Origin of the sequence: Neoaquamicrobium sediminum, from assembly GCF_013240295.1 — a bacterium.
GTDB lineage: Bacteria > Pseudomonadota > Alphaproteobacteria > Rhizobiales > Rhizobiaceae > Aerobium > Aerobium sediminum.
Genome location: NZ_JABETK010000002.1, coordinates 1,990,618 through 2,007,105 on the forward strand (window position 1 = coordinate 1,990,618; position 16,488 = coordinate 2,007,105).

14 protein-coding genes and 1 pseudogene are annotated in these 16,488 nt (G+C 63.9%); 13 read left to right on the forward strand and 2 right to left on the reverse strand.

Annotated features, from left to right (window positions below):
- Window positions 1-165: 165 nt before the first annotated feature.
- From HK436_RS21580 to lpdA, 13 genes and pseudogenes are all read left to right on the forward strand, one after another.
- Window positions 166-2,535: a S8 family peptidase gene (locus HK436_RS21580; protein ID WP_173193062.1), complete on the forward strand. Its 2,370-nt coding sequence runs from the start codon at window positions 166-168 to the stop codon at window positions 2,533-2,535.
- A complete protein-coding gene (locus HK436_RS21585) occupies window positions 2,483-3,211 on the forward strand; it encodes a hypothetical protein (protein ID WP_173193064.1) in 729 nt (242 codons plus the stop codon). Before HK436_RS21580 ends, HK436_RS21585 begins: the two co-directional genes overlap by 53 nt.
- Before the next feature lie 347 nt (window positions 3,212-3,558).
- The gene (locus HK436_RS21590; RefSeq protein ID WP_173193066.1) at window positions 3,559-4,197 is read left to right on the forward strand and encodes a hypothetical protein; all 639 of its coding nucleotides are present in this window, start codon (window positions 3,559-3,561) and stop codon (window positions 4,195-4,197) included.
- Between the two features lie 123 nt (window positions 4,198-4,320).
- Window positions 4,321-5,397 carry a PilN domain-containing protein gene (locus HK436_RS21595; protein ID WP_173193068.1) on the forward strand — a complete coding sequence of 359 codons (1,077 nt, stop codon included), beginning with the start codon at window positions 4,321-4,323 and terminating at the stop codon, window positions 5,395-5,397.
- Window positions 5,394-5,999: a type II secretion system protein GspM gene (gene gspM / locus HK436_RS21600; protein ID WP_173193070.1), complete on the forward strand. Its 606-nt coding sequence runs from the start codon at window positions 5,394-5,396 to the stop codon at window positions 5,997-5,999. Before HK436_RS21595 ends, gspM begins: the two co-directional genes overlap by 4 nt.
- A 7-nt stretch (window positions 6,000-6,006) precedes the next feature.
- Window positions 6,007-6,453 (forward strand): hypothetical protein, encoded by a 447-nt coding sequence (locus HK436_RS21605; protein ID WP_173193072.1) that lies wholly within the window; start codon window positions 6,007-6,009, stop codon window positions 6,451-6,453.
- Window positions 6,454-6,635: 182 nt separating this feature from the next.
- Window positions 6,636-7,058, forward strand: coding sequence for a hypothetical protein (locus HK436_RS21610; RefSeq protein ID WP_173193074.1), 423 nt, complete (start codon window positions 6,636-6,638; stop codon window positions 7,056-7,058).
- Between the two features lie 174 nt (window positions 7,059-7,232).
- A complete protein-coding gene (locus HK436_RS21615) occupies window positions 7,233-8,132 on the forward strand; it encodes a DMT family transporter (RefSeq protein ID WP_173193076.1) in 900 nt (299 codons plus the stop codon).
- A 63-nt stretch (window positions 8,133-8,195) separates the two neighbouring features.
- Window positions 8,196-8,650: pseudogene (locus HK436_RS21620) on the forward strand (RbsD/FucU family protein).
- Window positions 8,651-8,894: 244 nt separating this feature from the next.
- Window positions 8,895-10,127, forward strand: a complete 1,233-nt coding sequence (locus HK436_RS21625) for a 3-methyl-2-oxobutanoate dehydrogenase (2-methylpropanoyl-transferring) subunit alpha (protein WP_173193078.1) — start codon at window positions 8,895-8,897, stop codon at window positions 10,125-10,127.
- Between the two features lie 2 nt (window positions 10,128-10,129).
- Entirely contained in the window at window positions 10,130-11,143 is a 1,014-nt protein-coding gene (locus HK436_RS21630) for an alpha-ketoacid dehydrogenase subunit beta (protein ID WP_173193080.1), read from the forward strand.
- Window positions 11,144-12,448 carry a dihydrolipoamide acetyltransferase family protein gene (locus tag HK436_RS21635; protein WP_173193082.1) on the forward strand — a complete coding sequence of 435 codons (1,305 nt, stop codon included), beginning with the start codon at window positions 11,144-11,146 and terminating at the stop codon, window positions 12,446-12,448.
- 226 nt (window positions 12,449-12,674) lie between these two features.
- Complete coding sequence (gene lpdA, locus HK436_RS21640; protein ID WP_173193084.1) at window positions 12,675-14,072, forward strand: dihydrolipoyl dehydrogenase; 1,398 nt, start codon at window positions 12,675-12,677, stop codon at window positions 14,070-14,072.
- A 189-nt stretch (window positions 14,073-14,261) separates the two neighbouring features.
- Here the strand turns inward: lpdA and HK436_RS21645 are convergent, their stop codons facing one another.
- Window positions 14,262-15,437, reverse strand: a complete 1,176-nt coding sequence (locus HK436_RS21645; RefSeq protein WP_173193086.1) for an aminotransferase — start codon at window positions 15,435-15,437, stop codon at window positions 14,262-14,264.
- Window positions 15,438-15,454: 17 nt separating this feature from the next.
- The gene (gene gcvA / locus HK436_RS21650; protein ID WP_173193720.1) at window positions 15,455-16,444 is read right to left on the reverse strand and encodes a transcriptional regulator GcvA; all 990 of its coding nucleotides are present in this window, start codon (window positions 16,442-16,444) and stop codon (window positions 15,455-15,457) included.
- Window positions 16,445-16,488 lie beyond the last annotated feature (44 nt).

Genomic DNA, 16,488 nt, shown 5'->3' on the forward strand with positions numbered 1-16,488 from the left:
CTAAGTGTTCAATTGACTTTCCGCTTCGTAATCTCGATAGTCACGAAGGGTGGATTCTAGTCACCTTGTTGGGTTCACGCGTGAGAAAGGCGTCGCCGCTGAGGGTGGGTGGCGCCTGATTTTGCGCATTTTTTTAAAATCTCCAGAAATTCGAAGGAGGCTTGAATGGTGGGGAAGACAGTTGCCTTGAGAAAGCAGCTGCTGGGGGCGATTGCGTCCGGCCTGTTTCTCGCTGGTGGCATGATGGCGACGCCATCGATTGCTGCCGACGCCGCGCCCGCTGCCGTTGCGCAGAAGGTTGAGGGACATAACGAGCTTTGGTCCAAGCTCACAGCCGAGCCGGGCGCGAAGCTGCCCGTGATCGTGCAGTTCAGCATGCCTGCACTGCCTGACGCTGCGGCTTTCGCAAGCGCCAAGGCAGCAGACGATGCCCAGACCAAGGCGATCCACGCCGCGCAGGACAAGATCCTCGGCGCGGTGTTGCCGTCCGGCACGCGTTCCGCCGCTCAGGCTAGCGAAGAGCGGAACCTGAAGCGGATGGATTTCTCGCCGATGTTCGGCATCCTCGCCGATGCGGACGATCTCGCGAAACTGGCCGCCAACCCGAACGTAACCGTGATTCAGGAGGACGTCCCTGTGCCTCCTTCGCTCACCCAGTCGTTGCCGCTGATCCAGATGCCCGCAATGTATTCGGCCGGCGCGACGGGCAACGGATATTATGTTGCGGTTCTCGACACTGGCGGGCGTAGCAGTCACCAGTTCCTGTCCAGCCGTATCGTTTCGGAAGCCTGCTACAACACGATAAATTCGACATATGGATCGACGAGCCGTTGTCCCGGTGGCGCTCAGGCGTCCACCGCTCCCGGATCGGGTGCCGATTGCACGGCCAGCAACATCTATGGCTGCGGCCACGGCACACACGTCGCCGGCACCGCTGCGGGCTTTAACACCGCGCCGCAGTCGGGCCAGCCGTCCAATGGCGTTGCGCGCGACGCCCGCATCATCTCTATCAACATCTTCGCGCAGTTCCCCGCAAGCCAGTGCGGCGGGTTGCCGGCAGGCTACAATAGCTGCGTGTTGACCTTTACCAGCGATCAGATTAGCGGCCTGGAGCGTGTGTATGCGCTGCGCAACACGTACAACATCGCTGCAATCAACATGAGCCTCGGCGGCGGGCAGCATTTCAGCAATTGCGACAGTGACTCGCGCAAGCCGATCATCGACCAGCTCAAGGCGGCGCGCATCGCAACCGTCATCGCCGCCGGCAACGAATACTACACCAATTCGGTCGGCGCGCCTGGCTGTATCTCGAGCGCCGTGACCGTTGGTTCGGCGACGAAGAGCGATGTCAAGTCCGACTTCTCCAACTGGGGAACGCTGATCGACGTCGTGGCGCCCGGCTCAAGCATTGTTGCTTCCTACATTAACGGCAGCAGCAACTCGCAGTTCTCGTCGCTCTCTGGCACGTCGATGGCTTCTCCGCATGTGGCGGGTGCTTTCGCGGCCATTCGTACCGCGCATCCCAATGCAACCGTCGATCAGATCGAGAATGCCCTGAAATCCACGGGCACGGGCATTTCGGCGCACGGCGTCACCAAGCCGCGCATCAACGTCAACAGCGCCCGGCTCGCGCTCGGTGGAACCACGCCTCCACCGCCGACCGGTCCGGCCAACAACAATTTCGCCAATCGCATCGCCGTGGCCGTACCTGCCGCCGGGTCGACCCGCACGGTAACGGGCTCGAATGTCGGCGCCACGGCGGAGACCGGCGAGCCGTTCCATGCCGGAAGAACGGGCGCGCGGACCAGTGTCTGGTGGCGTTATACGCCCACAGCCTCGGGTTCGATCACCATCACGACGGCCGGCAGCAGCTTCGACACCGTTCTCGCAGTCTATACGGGCTCTTCGGTCGGCGCCTTGAGCTCAGTGGCTTCGAACGATGACGTGGCCAGCGGGAACCTTCAATCCAGCGTGACGTTCAACGGCACGGCCGGCACCCAGTACCAGATCGCGGTTGCGGGTTATAACAACGCTACCGGCAACGTACGCCTCAACGTCACGGATGGCGCTGCGTCTACGGATCGTCCTCCGCACGATGATTTCGAGGTGCGCCGGAACGTTTATCCGCCGTCACGTGTCGGCTCCAGGCGGACGGTTACGTCAACCAACCACTATGCGACGGCCCAGCGTTTCGAGCCTTACCACGCCGGCTGGAGAAACGCCCGCAACAGCGTGTGGTACCGCTTTACGCCGCAGAGCACCGGCCGTGTGGTCATCGACACCAGGGGCAGTGATTTCGACACCATCCTCGCAGTCTATGTCCGTGGCTCCCTGCGTCACCTGACCGAGATCGCCTCCAACAAGGACTATCGGGGGCTTCGGCCGCCAGTCGCGGGTTCACTTCCGTGCGATCGCTGGCCGCCAGTACCAGATCGCGATCGCCGGCTACGGCAACCGCAGCGGCAACATCCGCCTGAACATCGTGGGCGGCGAGCCGGGTCGCGGCACCTATGCGGTCGGCGCAAACTCTGTTGAGGCAACACCGGTCGAGCCGATAGCCTCTGCCGCAAGCGTCACCACCTACGCATCGGACACGCCGTCCCCGGCGCGCCTGGCAGCAGCACCTGTAGCGCTGCAGCAGGCTACGTCGGCCGGCGCTTCGGCGACCAAGTCCGGCGATACAGGCGATGTCACGGTTGCGGCCGGTTCGCAGCAGGTGTCTCAGCCTGCCGCAGCACTGGTCGGCAGCAACCGCGTCGAGCTCGTCTCCGCCGTGGTGACACCGAGCAACGATGGCGTGCTGCGGGTCCCCGCAGGCGGCGGCAGCTTCACCACTGTCGCGGTGAACAATGCCGGCGCGGATGCGACACTGACGGCCGAGCTGTCGCTATCGCCGGTTGCCGGTGCGGCTTCGGCACTGCCTGCGGGCATGTCGATCTGCCGGACCGACCCGGCGACCAGCACCTGCATCGGCGCGCGGGCAAGCTCGGTCAGCTTCGAGGCCGCCTCGAACATGCCAGTCACCTTCGCGGCGTTCGTGGACCATCAGGGCAGCGAGATCGCCTATGATCCCGCAACCCGGCTCTACGTGCACTTCCGCCAGGGTTCGGCGGTGGTCGGCACCGCCAGCGTATCGGTCTGCACCATCGGCAGGGAAGGCTGCGAAGCCGGTCCGCGCCAATCGGCCAGCCTGGCAGACATCGCCCAGTAAGGTCACTCCACTTTACACGGAGCTCAAACAAGATCGGCCGCCGCGACATCGAACGTCGCGGCGGCCGATCGCATGATAAGGCAGCAGCGCTGGCGGCTGCAATGCGGCAGGAAATGCCAGACGGTCCCTGTAGTTGCATCAATAGCCACTCCCGGAACGGCTCGCTCTTGACGGAAGGCCGTCAAAGGCATCAGTTCCCATCGATGATTTCCGCCTTGAGCCAGCCAAGAAAACAAGATCGACGCCGCGGCGCGATACTGGTCGGCGTCCTCTGGATCGCGGTACTATTGTCGGGGCTCGCGGTCGTGCTCAGCGTTCACATGCAAAGCGTCACTCAAAGCGTGCGCATGACTGAGGACAAGGCGATTGCAAGCACGCTGGCCGATGCCGGCCTGGCAATGGCAGCGGCCCGTGTTCGTGCAGCGCCAGCCGAAGGTCCTCGCCGTATAGGCTACGAAGCAAATGCGGAGATGTCTCTGGCCTCCGGCACCGCCAGCGCCTCGCTGCGAAACGAAGCTCTCCGTGTCGATCTCAATCACGCGCCACCCGATCTTGTCGCAGGCGTCCTGATAGCCGCGGGCGCCAACCGCGCTCAGGCCGGCACGCTGACCCAGGCTTTGGTTGAAATGCGCGAGGCAGCCGACCGATCGCCGATCGGCCCCCTGCAGTCGATCGACGAGCTTGCATTGCTGCCCGACATGCCGGCCGCCGTCGCCATTCGGGCTGCGCGTTACGCTACCGTCTCATCCGGCCTTGAGGGCGTACGGCTCGATGGCATCGACGACGCGCTTCTTCGCGCCATACCCAACCTGCCGCGCGCTATCCGCAACGCAATCGTCGCCCATCGCGCCGGTCGATCTCCCAGGCGCAGCTCAACGCAATCCTTGCAGAGAGCGAACTGCATACCACCACGCGTTCCCAGGTTTGGCGCGCAGAACTCAACGTGGTTCTTCCAGGCGGCTATACGCAGGCCAACCAAGCGTTGATCCTGATCGCCGGCAGCGACACCGTGCCCTACCGCGTGCTTGACTGGCGCAACGCGACAGAGGAAGTAGACTGACCGGTCCTGCAAAAGCAGAACCGTATGCGTCGTCGCATGGAGACAATTGATGCAGCAGGTCCTCCGCACCGCGTGGCAGGTGCTGGATAACTGGCTAGAAGGCCCGGCTTCGCTGATTGCCGAGCGATGGCAGGCAGGTCGCCGCCACACCGACATCGAGGCGCGTCTTGCCGAGGACGGGAGCAGCATCGCTTTGCGGGGTGCTGGCAAAGGTGGTGCTGCGGAAGCGTCGTTGCCCCTGCAGCCGGGCGGCGACCAGCAGGCACAGGCGAGAGCGCTTTCGACGTTAGTCAAGGGGCAGCGCGTGGTGCTTGTCGCGCCGCGCGCATGGGTCATCGAGCGCCGCATCGAACTGCCGCAGGAGGCAGGCGATCACCTCGAAGGCATCGTCGCCGCGCGTGTGGCTTCGCTTTCCCCGCTGCCCGTTCAGGACATGCTCTACGGGCACGGCGTAGCCGGAACCGACAGCGCCACGAGACGCATGCGCGTGGATATAGCGCTGCTTCCCAAAGCGCGCGTTGCTTCCGTGATCGACCTGCTCGAAACCGCCGGCGCGCGGCACACCGAGCTGGTCGCACAGGCACAGCAGGGAACACGCATCGTGCTTTATCCGCGTCGCGCCGGGCGCGCCGCAACGCTTGGCCGGATCAAGCTGGGGCTTGGCTTTTTGCTGTCGGCCGCGATCGCCTCGATGCTTATCGCCTTCGGGGTCACGGTCGCCAACGGCATGTATCGATCCGGCCAGCAGGCAGAGCTGGAAGTCAGAGCGGCTGCGGCACGGGCGACGATAAGCGAATTGATGGCGCCACAGACCGCGGGCACCGCGCCCGAGCAGGCGGCTATCGACATCAAGAACGATGCGATCAGCGCGATTGGCGCGCTGGACGATCTGGCTGCGGCCCTGCCTGTCCATTCCTTTGCGACCGAAGTCGCGCTGGCTGAAGGGAAATTGCGACTGGCCGGGCGAACCTACGACCTGCCGGATGTTCTTACAGCTCTGGAATCCTCCGGCCGCTTCGCCGACAGCGCGCTGATAGGCCCGGCTGTACGGGGCGAAGATGAGCGCTCGTCACTCTTCACGCTTGAGACGCGACCGCTCATCCGCTCCGGAGGCGAGTTGAAATGAGCCGCGCACCCGGAACCTGGCTCGACCGTCGCCTGCTGAGCCTTGCGGTCATCGCGATGATCCTCATCGCGGCCGTGGTGGTCATTGTCGACTCCGTGTCGACAGTCAAAGCCCAGCGAGGAGCCGTCGTCGAGCTACGCCAGCGCACGCGCATGCTGGAAGCGCGGGCAGCCGAGCTTGCGGGCGGCGGCGACGCGGCCGCCGGGGGCGCTGTTTCACGAAATAGGCTCATCGCGGGCGACACATCAGGTCTTGCCTCGGCGGAATTTCAGCGTGATTTTACACGGCTCGTCGAGAATTCCGGGGCTTTGGTGCGCTCGCTCGACATTCGCGAGAGCGAACAGGTCCAAGGCGTGGCCACGGAAACGAATGGCGAGCTGATGCGCTTGCATCTCGAGGCAAGCGTCGAGGTTCTCGAACAAACGCTACCCGATCTGCTATATGCTTTGGAGACGAACCTGCCGCTGATGATCGTCGACACCGTGACGCTGCGCTCCAACCGCTCGGCCGGTGGTGCATTCGACGCTGCAGTCGATCCCGGCGCCGACCCCGCACTCAACCTGCAGCTCGGCGTGTCCGCGTTCTGGATCCGGGAGCTTTGAACAGCCGATGAAGCTGCAGCCCGTCGCAATCGCCTTTCCGCTTCTGCTGATCGCAGTGCCGCTCTTGGCGCAGACCGGCAGCGACCGCGCGGTCGGCTCGAGATTGGCTCAAGACTATGTCGCACTGCGCGAGCGCCCTCTGTTTTCACCGGACCGACAGCCGCCCGCCCGGATTGCCGCGACCCCGGTGGCAACGACCGAGCCGCAACCGGAACCGGATCCTGAATTGCCGGAGGCGATGCCGGAACAGGCGCCCCAGTGGCAGCTCATTGGTGTCGTACGTTCGGAAAGGCTTCGCAGCGCGCTCTTTCGTGTCAGCTACGACAACAGCGTCTTCAGCCTTCGGCGCGGCGAAAGCCGGGACGGATGGACCCTGACGAGCGTGGAGCCATTCGAGGCCGTGCTGGACAGCAACCACGCACGCGCCTTCATGCGCTTCCCCGAAAGCCAATAGGGCGACATCCTATGCAACCCGCCGCCCATTCGGTACTTTGCAAACGTCGCACCGCACGTTTTCCGGAGTTGGTCTCCTTGCCAAAGGCTGCGCCACCACTCCTGCTGGCTCTTGTCTGCTTGGCGTTTCAGCCTGTCGGGCTCGCACGGGCGGAATTTACCATTGAGGGAAACCTGGAAACGATGACCGTTGATGCGACCGATGCTGGCCGCGCCGATATCGTCGCGACCATCAGCAAGCAGTTCGACCTGGAAATCATAAACGGTATCTACGATGGAAGTACGGTGACCGGCCGTTTCCAGGGCTCGTTGAACGATGTGTTGCAGGCGGTGATGGGCGGCAATGGTTTTGCAATCGCCTATGAGGGCAGCCGGCCCAGCCGGGTGACCTTTGCGACCGGACAGGCCTCGTCCACCTATGCGGCGCGCGACAAGACTATCGATCCCAAGAAGGACTTCGGCAAGCCCGAGGAAAAGTCCGTGGCTACCGGCACCGAAGCGAAATCGTCAGACGAGGGGCTCTCGCGAGCAGAGGCAACGCAGCAGGCCGTTCGCGAACTGGAAGCGCTGTTGAAGGCCGCGCGCTCGGACATGGACGACCAATAGCTCCCGACGCAAGTACCTTATGCGCCGACGCTGGCCCACACGGGCTGCAAATGCTCTGCCAGATGCCGATTGACCGAATTGCGGACTTGCCTGCCGTGGCGCTCTGCTATTGGAACGGAGCATGGAGCGCCGCGCAAAGCTGACAATTTCGGCGCCACGGAACCAGTCCAACCTATGAGCACCGTCCCGTCCACTGTTCAGCTCACCGAATCCCGCTCAACGGCGAGGCTGGGCATGGTGGTCATGCTGATCGGCATTCTCCTGTTTGCGCTCAACGACGTGCTGGGCAAATGGCTGGTGGCAACCTATTCGGTCGGGCAGGTCCTGCTGATCCGCAGTGCGGCAGCACTGCTGATATTGTGGCCGTTCCTGTGGAAGGGCGGCATTCGACCCCTCTTGTCGCTGCAACGGCCCGGCATGCAGGCCATGCGCGTGATCCTGTCATCGGCAGAGGTCTATTGCTTCTATTTCGCCGTCATCACGCTACCTCTGGCCGATGTGATGACCTACTGGCTGGCGGCCCCCATTTATGTCGCGGCGCTGTCTCCGTTCCTGCTCGGCGAGCAGGTGGGCTGGCGGCGCTGGACGGCAATCTTCATCGGCTTCGCCGGTGTCATCGTGGCCCTGGAGCCATCAGCGGCGACGCTGACGGCTCCGGCGCTGATATCGATCGCTGGATCATTCTGCTTTGCGTTCATGATGTTGTCGGCACGGGCGCTTCGCGACACCGCCGACACCGCGCTTGTTTTCTGGCAGCTTGTCGGCGCCGGCGTTGTCGGGTTGGTGACTGCGCCTTTCGGCTGGGTCACGCCTACGGGTTTCGACTTCGGGCTCCTAGCGCTTCTAGGTGTTGTGGCCATGGTCGCGCATATCTGCGTGAACCGTGCATTCAAACTTGCGGATGCCGCCACCATCGCGCCCTTCCAGTACACGTTGCTGTTCTGGGCTATCGTCTTTGGCTGGCTGGTCTTCGGCGACGTCCCCCGCACGGCAATGCTGGTTGGCGCGGCGATCATCGTCAGCGCCGGACTCTTCATCTTCATGCGTGAGCAGAAGGCCAGAGCGAAGCAATAGCAAAAGCTTGCATGCCCCACCGTTCTCGGGTGTTCTGTCGGCCTTCTGAGGGAGGACGTTCGGATGCTGCGCGACATACACCCCCTGCTGGGCCCCGACCTGCTGTTTGCAATCGCCACGATGGGACACGGCGACGAGATCGCCATTGTCGACGCGAACTTCCCGGCGGCGACGGTCGGGCCGAAGGTTGTGCGGGCTGACGGTCTTGGCGCCGCACCCTTGCTTGAGGCCGTGCTAACTCACCTGCCGCTCGACACATTCGCGCCCGCCGCTGCCTGGCGCATGGAGATGGTGGACACCCCCAGATCGTTCCCCCTATCTGTCTGGCCTTTCAGGAAATCGTCGATCGCATTGCTGGTCCGTTCATGATCGAGCCGCTGGAACGCTTCGCGTTCTATGAACGTGCGGGCAGCGCCGCCTTTGTTGTCGCCACAGGCGAGCAGGCGCTTTACGCAAACATCATCCTCAAAAAGGGCGTGGTGACCCCGGAAGAAGCCGGCCGCTTCGCCGCGCAATAATAATTTGCATCTTTTTTCACGCCTGACTTTCCTCAGGTCGAAAACATGATCCGTTCGCTGTCAGCGTCCGTTCGGCAACAAAGATGACACTGTACCATCTCCTCGGGAAATGAACCTAAAATTCAGCCGTTTGGGAGCGCCCTCGGCTTGAAACGGCGGGTCTCAACGCCAGTTGAAGCCCTGTAGACAAGCGGGTTTGCTTTACATTAGCTGGTCCGGAGCTTGGGTTGGTGAGGAGATGACGATGGCCGAAGCAGAGAGGCTGAGCCTCCATGTACCGGAACCGGAGGTTCGTCCGGGCGACACGCCCGACTTCTCGAAAGTCGTGATCCCGAAGGCCGGCTCGGTTGCCAGGCCGCCGGTCGATGTCGACCCGAAAGAGATCCGCGATCTCGCCTATTCGATCATTCGCGTGCTCAACCGCGATGGCGAGGCGGTAGGCCCCTGGGCTGGCACCCTCACCGACGAAGAACTGATGGAAGGCCTGCGTCACATGATGACGCTACGCGCCTTCGACGCCCGCATGCAGACGGCCCAGCGCCAGGGCAAGACGTCCTTCTACATGCAGCACATGGGCGAGGAAGCCGTGAGCTGTGCCTTCCGCAAGGCCCTGCAGGACGGCGATATGAATTTCCCGACCTATCGCCAGGCCGGCCTGCTGATCGCAGGCGGCTATCCGATGGTCGACATGATGAACCAGATTTATTCGAACGAGGCGGACCCGCTGAAAGGCCGCCAGCTTCCGATCATGTATTCGTCGAAAGATCACGGCTTCTTCTCGATTTCGGGCAATCTCGGCACGCAGTTCATCCAGGCCGTCGGCTGGGCAATGGCCTCGGCGATCAAGCAGGACACCAAGATCGCGGCAGGCTGGATCGGCGACGGCTCGACCGCCGAGAGCGATTTCCACGCCGCGCTCGTCTTTGCATCCACCTACCGTGCGCCCGTCGTGCTCAACATCGTCAACAACCAGTGGGCGATCTCAACCTTCCAGGGCATCGCGCGCGGCGGCTCAGGCACGTTTGCAGCGCGTGGCCTCGGCTTCGGTATTCCCGCCCTGCGTGTCGATGGCAACGACTATCTCGCCGTTCATGCGGTGGCTAAGTGGGCCGTGGAGCGGGCCCGACGCAATCTCGGCCCGACGCTGGTCGAATACGTCACCTATCGCGTCGGCGCGCATTCGACCTCGGATGATCCGTCGGCCTACCGTCCTAAGACGGAATCCGACGTCTGGCCGCTCGGCGACCCGGTTATCCGGCTGAAGAACCATCTCATCGTCAAGGGCCTGTGGTCCGACGACCGCCACAAGCAGACCGAGGCGGAAATCCTCGACACCGTGATCGCGGCGCAGAAGGAAGCGGAAAAGCACGGCACGCTCCATTCGGGCGGCAAGCCTTCGACGCGCGACATGTTCGAAGGCGTCTACGAGACGATGCCGCCGCATCTGCGTCGGCAGCGCCAGAAGGCGGGGGTTTGACGATGCCGCGCATGACGATGATCGAGGCGATCCGTTCCGCCATGGATGTGTCGATGGCGCGCGACGACAATGTCGTCGTGTTCGGCGAGGACGTCGGCTATTTCGGCGGCGTCTTCCGCTGCACGGCCGGCCTGCAACAGAAATACGGCAAGACCCGCGTTTTCGACGCGCCGATTTCAGAGCTTGGCATTGTGGGTGCCGCGATCGGCATGGCCTCCTACGGGCTGAGACCCTGCGTTGAAGTGCAGTTCGCCGACTATGTCTATCCGGCCTACGACCAGATCGTGTCCGAGGCAGCCCGCCTGCGCTATCGCTCGAACGGCCAGTTCACCTGTCCGATCGTCATCCGCATGCCGACCGGCGGCGGCATTTTTGGCGGGCAGACCCACAGCCAGAGCCCCGAAGCGCTGTTCACGCACGTCTCCGGTCTCAAGGTCGTGGTTCCGTCCAACCCTTACGATGCGAAGGGCCTGCTGATTGCGGCGATCGAAGACCCGGATCCGGTCATCTTCCTGGAGCCGAAGAGGCTATATAACGGCCCCTTCGACGGCCATCACGACCGGCCGGTAACGGCCTGGTCCAAACATCCGCTGGGCGAAGCGCCGGACGATCACTACACCGTACCGCTCGGCAAGGCCGAGATCAGGCGCCAAGGCTCGGCCGTCACGATGCTGGCATACGGCACGATGGTGTATGTCGCCGAGGCCGCGGCGGAAGAAGCCGGCATCGATGCCGAGATCATTGATCTGAGAACATTGCTGCCGCTCGACCTCGATACCATCACGGCTTCGGTCAAGAAGACCGGCCGATGTGTGGTGATCCACGAAGCCACACTGACGTCGGGCTTCGGCGCGGAACTCGCCGCATTGGTGCAGGAGCACTGCTTCTATCATCTGGAGGCACCCGTGGTGCGCGTGGCCGGTTGGGACACCCCCTATCCGCACGCGCAGGAATGGGATTATTTCCCCGGGCCGAAGCGCGTCGGCGAAGCGCTCCTCGAAGTGATGGAGGCGTAGATGGCCGAACATGTCATCAAGATGCCCGATGTCGGCGAAGGCGTGGCCGAAGCCGAGCTTGTCGAATGGAATGTGAAGGTCGGCGATCTCGTCCGCGAGGACACGGTGATCGCTGCGGTGATGACCGACAAGGCCACGGTGGAAATCCCCTCGCCCGTTGAAGGCCAGATCGCCTGGCTCGGCGCGGAGATCGGCGACACCGTCGCCGTCGGCTCACCGATCGTGAAGATCGATGTCGCAGGCGATGCGACACCAAGCACGGAGCCGTCGGACGAAACGCCAAAAGTCGACAGCAAAGCCGTCGCCGCCGAACCCGAGGCAAAGCCTGCAAAAGCTGAACCGGTCGCGCCACCTGCCTTAGAGAAGAAGCCCGCACCTGCTTCCGTCAAATCGACGGCTGCCGGCCCAACCTCCACCGGCGCGCCGCGCCCCGAAGGCGAACGGCCTCTTGCTTCTCCCGCCGTCAGGCTGCGAGCCAGGGAAGCCGGCATCGACCTGCGCCAGGTGCCGGGCACCGGCCCCGCCGGTCGCATTTCGCACGAGGATCTCGACGTCTTCATAGCGCGCGGACGCGAACCCGTCGTCACTGGGCTGCGGCCTGACACCTCGGTGGAGGAGATCAAGGTGGTGGGGCTGCGCCGCCGCATCGCCGAGAAGATGGCGTTGGCGAAGTCGCGCATCCCACACATAACCTATGTCGAGGAGGTCGATGTCACCGCGCTGGAGGATCTGCGCGCCTCGCTGAACGCCACGAAGCGCCCCGACCGGGCCAAGCTCACGCTCCTGCCCTTCCTGATGCGCGCGATGGTCAAGGCGATCGCCGAACAGCCGCAACTGAACGCGCTGTATGACGACGAAGCCGGCGTCATCCATCGCCACGGCGGCGTCCACATCGGCATCGCGGCGCAGACCCCGTCCGGTCTCGTCGTGCCGGTGGTGCGCCATGCCGAAGCGCGCGACCTTTGGGACTGCGCGGCCGAGGTCAACCGGCTTGCGGATGCTGCCAAGGCAGGCACGGCGACGCGTGAGGAACTCTCCGGCTCGACCATTACCATAACGTCGCTCGGTGCCATGGGCGGGGTCGCGACCACGCCCGTGATCAATCACCCGGAGGTGGCGATCATCGGCGTCAACAAGATGATGGTACGACCGGTATGGGACGGCTCGCAGTTCATCCCCCGCAAGATGATGAACCTGTCGTCGTCCTTCGATCACCGCGTGATCGATGGCTGGGATGCGGCGGTCTTCGTACAGCGCATCAAGGCGCTGCTGGAAACCCCGGCGCTTATCTTCGTGGAGACTTAGGAACGATGCTAATCTCCATTTGCCGCGTTCCTTCACACCCCCTCTGTCCTGCCGGACATCTCCCCCACAAGGGTGGAGATCGGCAGCTTCACGCTCGCCGCTTCCTCGGAGACGCCACCGATTGGCGAAAGCCGGGCAGCCGGCTGATCTCCCCCTTGTGGGGGAGATGTCCGGCAGGACAGAGGGGGCAACGTAGGGTGCGGATATATCGGACGGGAACCTGCCAATGAAGGAAATCTCCTGCAAGCTGCTCGTGATCGGCGCTGGCCCTGGCGGCTATGTCTGCGCCATTCGTGCCGGCCAGCTCGGCATCGATACCGTCATCGTCGAGGCCGGCAAGCCGGGCGGCACCTGCCTCAATGTCGGCTGCATTCCCTCCAAGGCGATGATCCACGCCGCCGACGAATATCTGAAGGTTTCCGAGATGGCCGAGGGCACGAGCCCGCTCGGCATCGGCCTGTCCAAGCCTACGCTGGAGCTGAAGAAGACGGTGGCCTGGAAGGATGGCATCGTCGGCCGGCTGAACACAGGCGTCGCAGGCCTGCTCAAGAAGGCCAAGGTGAAGTCGCTTCAGGGCTGGGCGAGGTTCCGCGACGGCAAGACTGTAGAGGTCGAGACGGAAACCGGCGTTCAGGTCATCCGCGCCGAAACTATCGTCATCGCAACCGGCTCCCTGCCGACCGAGCTTCCGTTCCTGCCCTTTGGCGGCAAGGTCATATCCTCGACGGAGGCATTGGCGCTCAAGGAGGTACCAAAGGCGCTCGCCGTGGTCGGCGGCGGCTATATCGGGCTCGAACTCGGCATCGCATTTGCCAAGATGGGCGCGAAGGTCACCGTGGTCGAGGCCCAACCGCGTATCCTTCCGCTCTACGACGCCGAACTGACACGCCCGGTCGCGAAACGTCTGGACGAACTCGGCGTGACCGTGCTGACCGGCGCAAAAGCCAGGGTCCTGTCGTCGAAGGGCGACGCCTTGCTGGTCGAGACATCTGACGGAACCGAAACGAGTATCGAAGCCGACCGTGTACTTGTGACGGTGGGCAGACGCCCCAACGTGGATGGCTGGGGGCTGGAAGAGATCGACGTCGATCGCACCGGGCCGTTCATTCATGTCGACGACCAGTGCCGCACTTCCATGCGCGGCATCTACGCGATCGGCGACGTCACCGGCGAACCGATGCTGGCGCACCGCGCCATGGCCCAGGGCGAGATGGTGGCGGAGATCGTTGCCGGCCAACGCAGAAGCTGGGACAAGAGCTGCATCCCGGCGGTCTGCTTCACCGATCCGGAAGTCGTGTCGGCGGGGCTTTCGCCTGAGGAGGCGCGGCAGAGCGGAGCCGAGATCAAGGTCGGCCAGTTCCCCTTCTCGGCCAACGGTCGCGCCATGACGCTGCTCGGCGAAAGCGGCTTCGTGCGCGTCGTCTCCCGCGCCGACAACCATCTGGTGCTCGGCATTCAGGCGGTCGGCAGCGGGGTCTCGGAACTTTCGGCCGCGTTCTCTCTGGCCATCGAGATGGGCGCGCGGCTGGAGGACATCGCCGGCACGATCCACGCGCACCCGACCCAGAGCGAAGGTTTCCAGGAAGCAGCCCTCAAGGCGCTCGGCCACGCCCTTCACATTTAGCGCAGCCGTCATCCCGGGCGACCGAGCGAAGCGAGGGCCGACCCGGGACCCATTGGCCGCAAAATCGTGTGGCGCGAGCCGGTTGAGGATGTGGCATATGCCGGCGTCGGCGCGAGAACCCTCAGCCCGGCCGCACTGCTCAATGGGTCCGGATAGCCTTCGCTGCGCTTCGGCTTCCGGGATGACGCTTTACCGCGTCGCCTTCGCAAGCCGGTGCGCCACTGCACCGATCTGGTCGACATCGACATTGGCGAAGGCGACGCGCAGGTGTCGTTCCAGCCCGTGGCCGAAATAGCTGCCGGGGATGGTGACGATGCCCAGGTCCCGCGCCAGCCTTTCGGCGATGGAGGCAGCACCCTGCCCTTCGTAAGGATGTCGCACGAAGGCGAAATAGGCACCGATCGCCTGCAATTCCCAGTCAGGCAGGGCGGCAAAGGCAGCCACCATGGCCCGCGCCCGCCGTTCGATCTCCAGCCGGTTCGCCTCCCGCCAGTCGCCAAGTGCCGGCAGCCCCTTCGCCACGGCGCTTTGCGGCGGGCGCGGCGCGCAGATCTGGAGATTGTCCATGACCTTCGCAATCTGCGTCACAGCCGCCTCGCCGGCCGTGATAGCACCCAGCCGATGCCCCGGAATGCAGAATGATTTCGAGAAGCTGTAGAGTTGGATCAGCGTTTGTTGCCATCCATCCAGTCCCAGCAACCCGTGCGGCGGTGTTTCGCCCAAGGCGATGAAATCGCGATAGGTCTCGTCGAGGATCAGCCAGACGCCGCGCTCGCGGCACAAGGCAAACACTTCTGCAAGCAGCTCTGCCGGATAGACCGCTCCGGTCGGATTGTTGGGCGAAACCAGCGCAAGCGCCCTGACATCCGGAGCCAGCGCCGCCTCGATGTCGGCAAGCTTAGGCACGAAATGCGCCTCGGCATGGCAATCGACATAACGCGCCCGCACGCCCATCATCTGAAGCGTCGTTTCGTGATTGAAATAGCGCGGATTGGTCATCAGCACCGTATCGCCAGGGCCGGCAACCGCCATCACGGCGGCAACGAAGGCCTGATTGCAGCCGGCGGTGAGATGGACGTTGCCGGCAGCAACCGGTGCGCCATAGGCCTTGGACACATGTTCGGCATAGGCCGCGCGCAGCGCCATGTCGCCTTCGATCGCACCATAGCCCGAAAGGCCAGCAGAACCGGCTGCCTCTGCAAGCCATTGCAAGAGCTGCGGGTGCGGCGGATAGCCGGGCACCGCCTGCGACAGGTCGATCAACGGCCCATATGCGCCGTCATAGGCGCGCGCCCAAGCCTGCACCGACGGGATCGGCGGCGGCGAAAGCTGTTCGACAAGCGGGTTGAAGCGGGTTTTCGTCATTATGGATGAATCCTCGGTCATCTGATCTTCGACGGCTTCGGCGCCGATACACGTTTGCTGCGCGCCTCCTCGGACCCGCGCCGCAAGGTGCGCCGGGCGGAGGTCTGCGGCTCGGCGCGCGCGCCGTCTTCCTCGAGTTCGGCGTAGAGCCAGTCGATGAAGACGTTTACGATGGGCGCGGCCCTGAGGTCGCTGCGGCAGGCGACATAGAACGCATCGGCGGCCGGCACTGCGAGGTTGAACGGCGCGACGAGCTGTCCCTTCGCAAGCAGCGCCGCCGCTGTCATGGTGTCGCCCAGCGCGATGCCGTGGCCGTGCATGGCCCCCTCGATCGCCAGCCTCGCGTCTGAAAAATGGTGCTGCGGCCCGCGCGACAGGTCGAGCGCGTCGGCCGCCGCCAGCCACTGGTGCCACTCGCGACCATCATCGGCATGCAGCATCACGTGGCTGGAGAGGTCCCGGATTGTTCGCACCGGGCGGCTGTTCATCAGTGTCGGGCTCATCACCGGGAACAGTTCAAGATGCGACCAGCGCTTCAGCCAGCAATCCGTCCAGCCCCCGTCGCCATAAAGGATCGACACGTCGATCTCCGGGGAGCGGATCGACTGCGCGTCGTTGGAGGCATCGAACGTCAGCCTGATCTCGGGAAATTGCGCGGTGAAGCTGCCAAGACGCGGCAACAGCCAGAACGATAAGAGAGCCGGCACGCAGGCGACCGACAGCGCACCCGAACTCGTCGGCCGTGTCATCCGCGCAGTAGCGGCTGCAATGTCGTCAAATGCGGAGGACACGGCAGGCAACAGCTCCGCCCCATGCGCCGTCAACCGGATGCGTTGGCCGACACGCTCGAACAGGCGCACGTTGAGCGACGCCTCGAGCGCCTTGATCTGATGGCTCACCGCGCCGTGGGTGACGTTGAGCTCACCCGCCGCCCGCGTCAGCGAACCATGACGCGCCGCCGCCTCGAAGGCGCGGAGCGGATTAAGCGGCGGCAGGCGTTTGACCATGGGCTCGAACGTTTCCATGTGAGCATTTCTCACAAGATGACGTA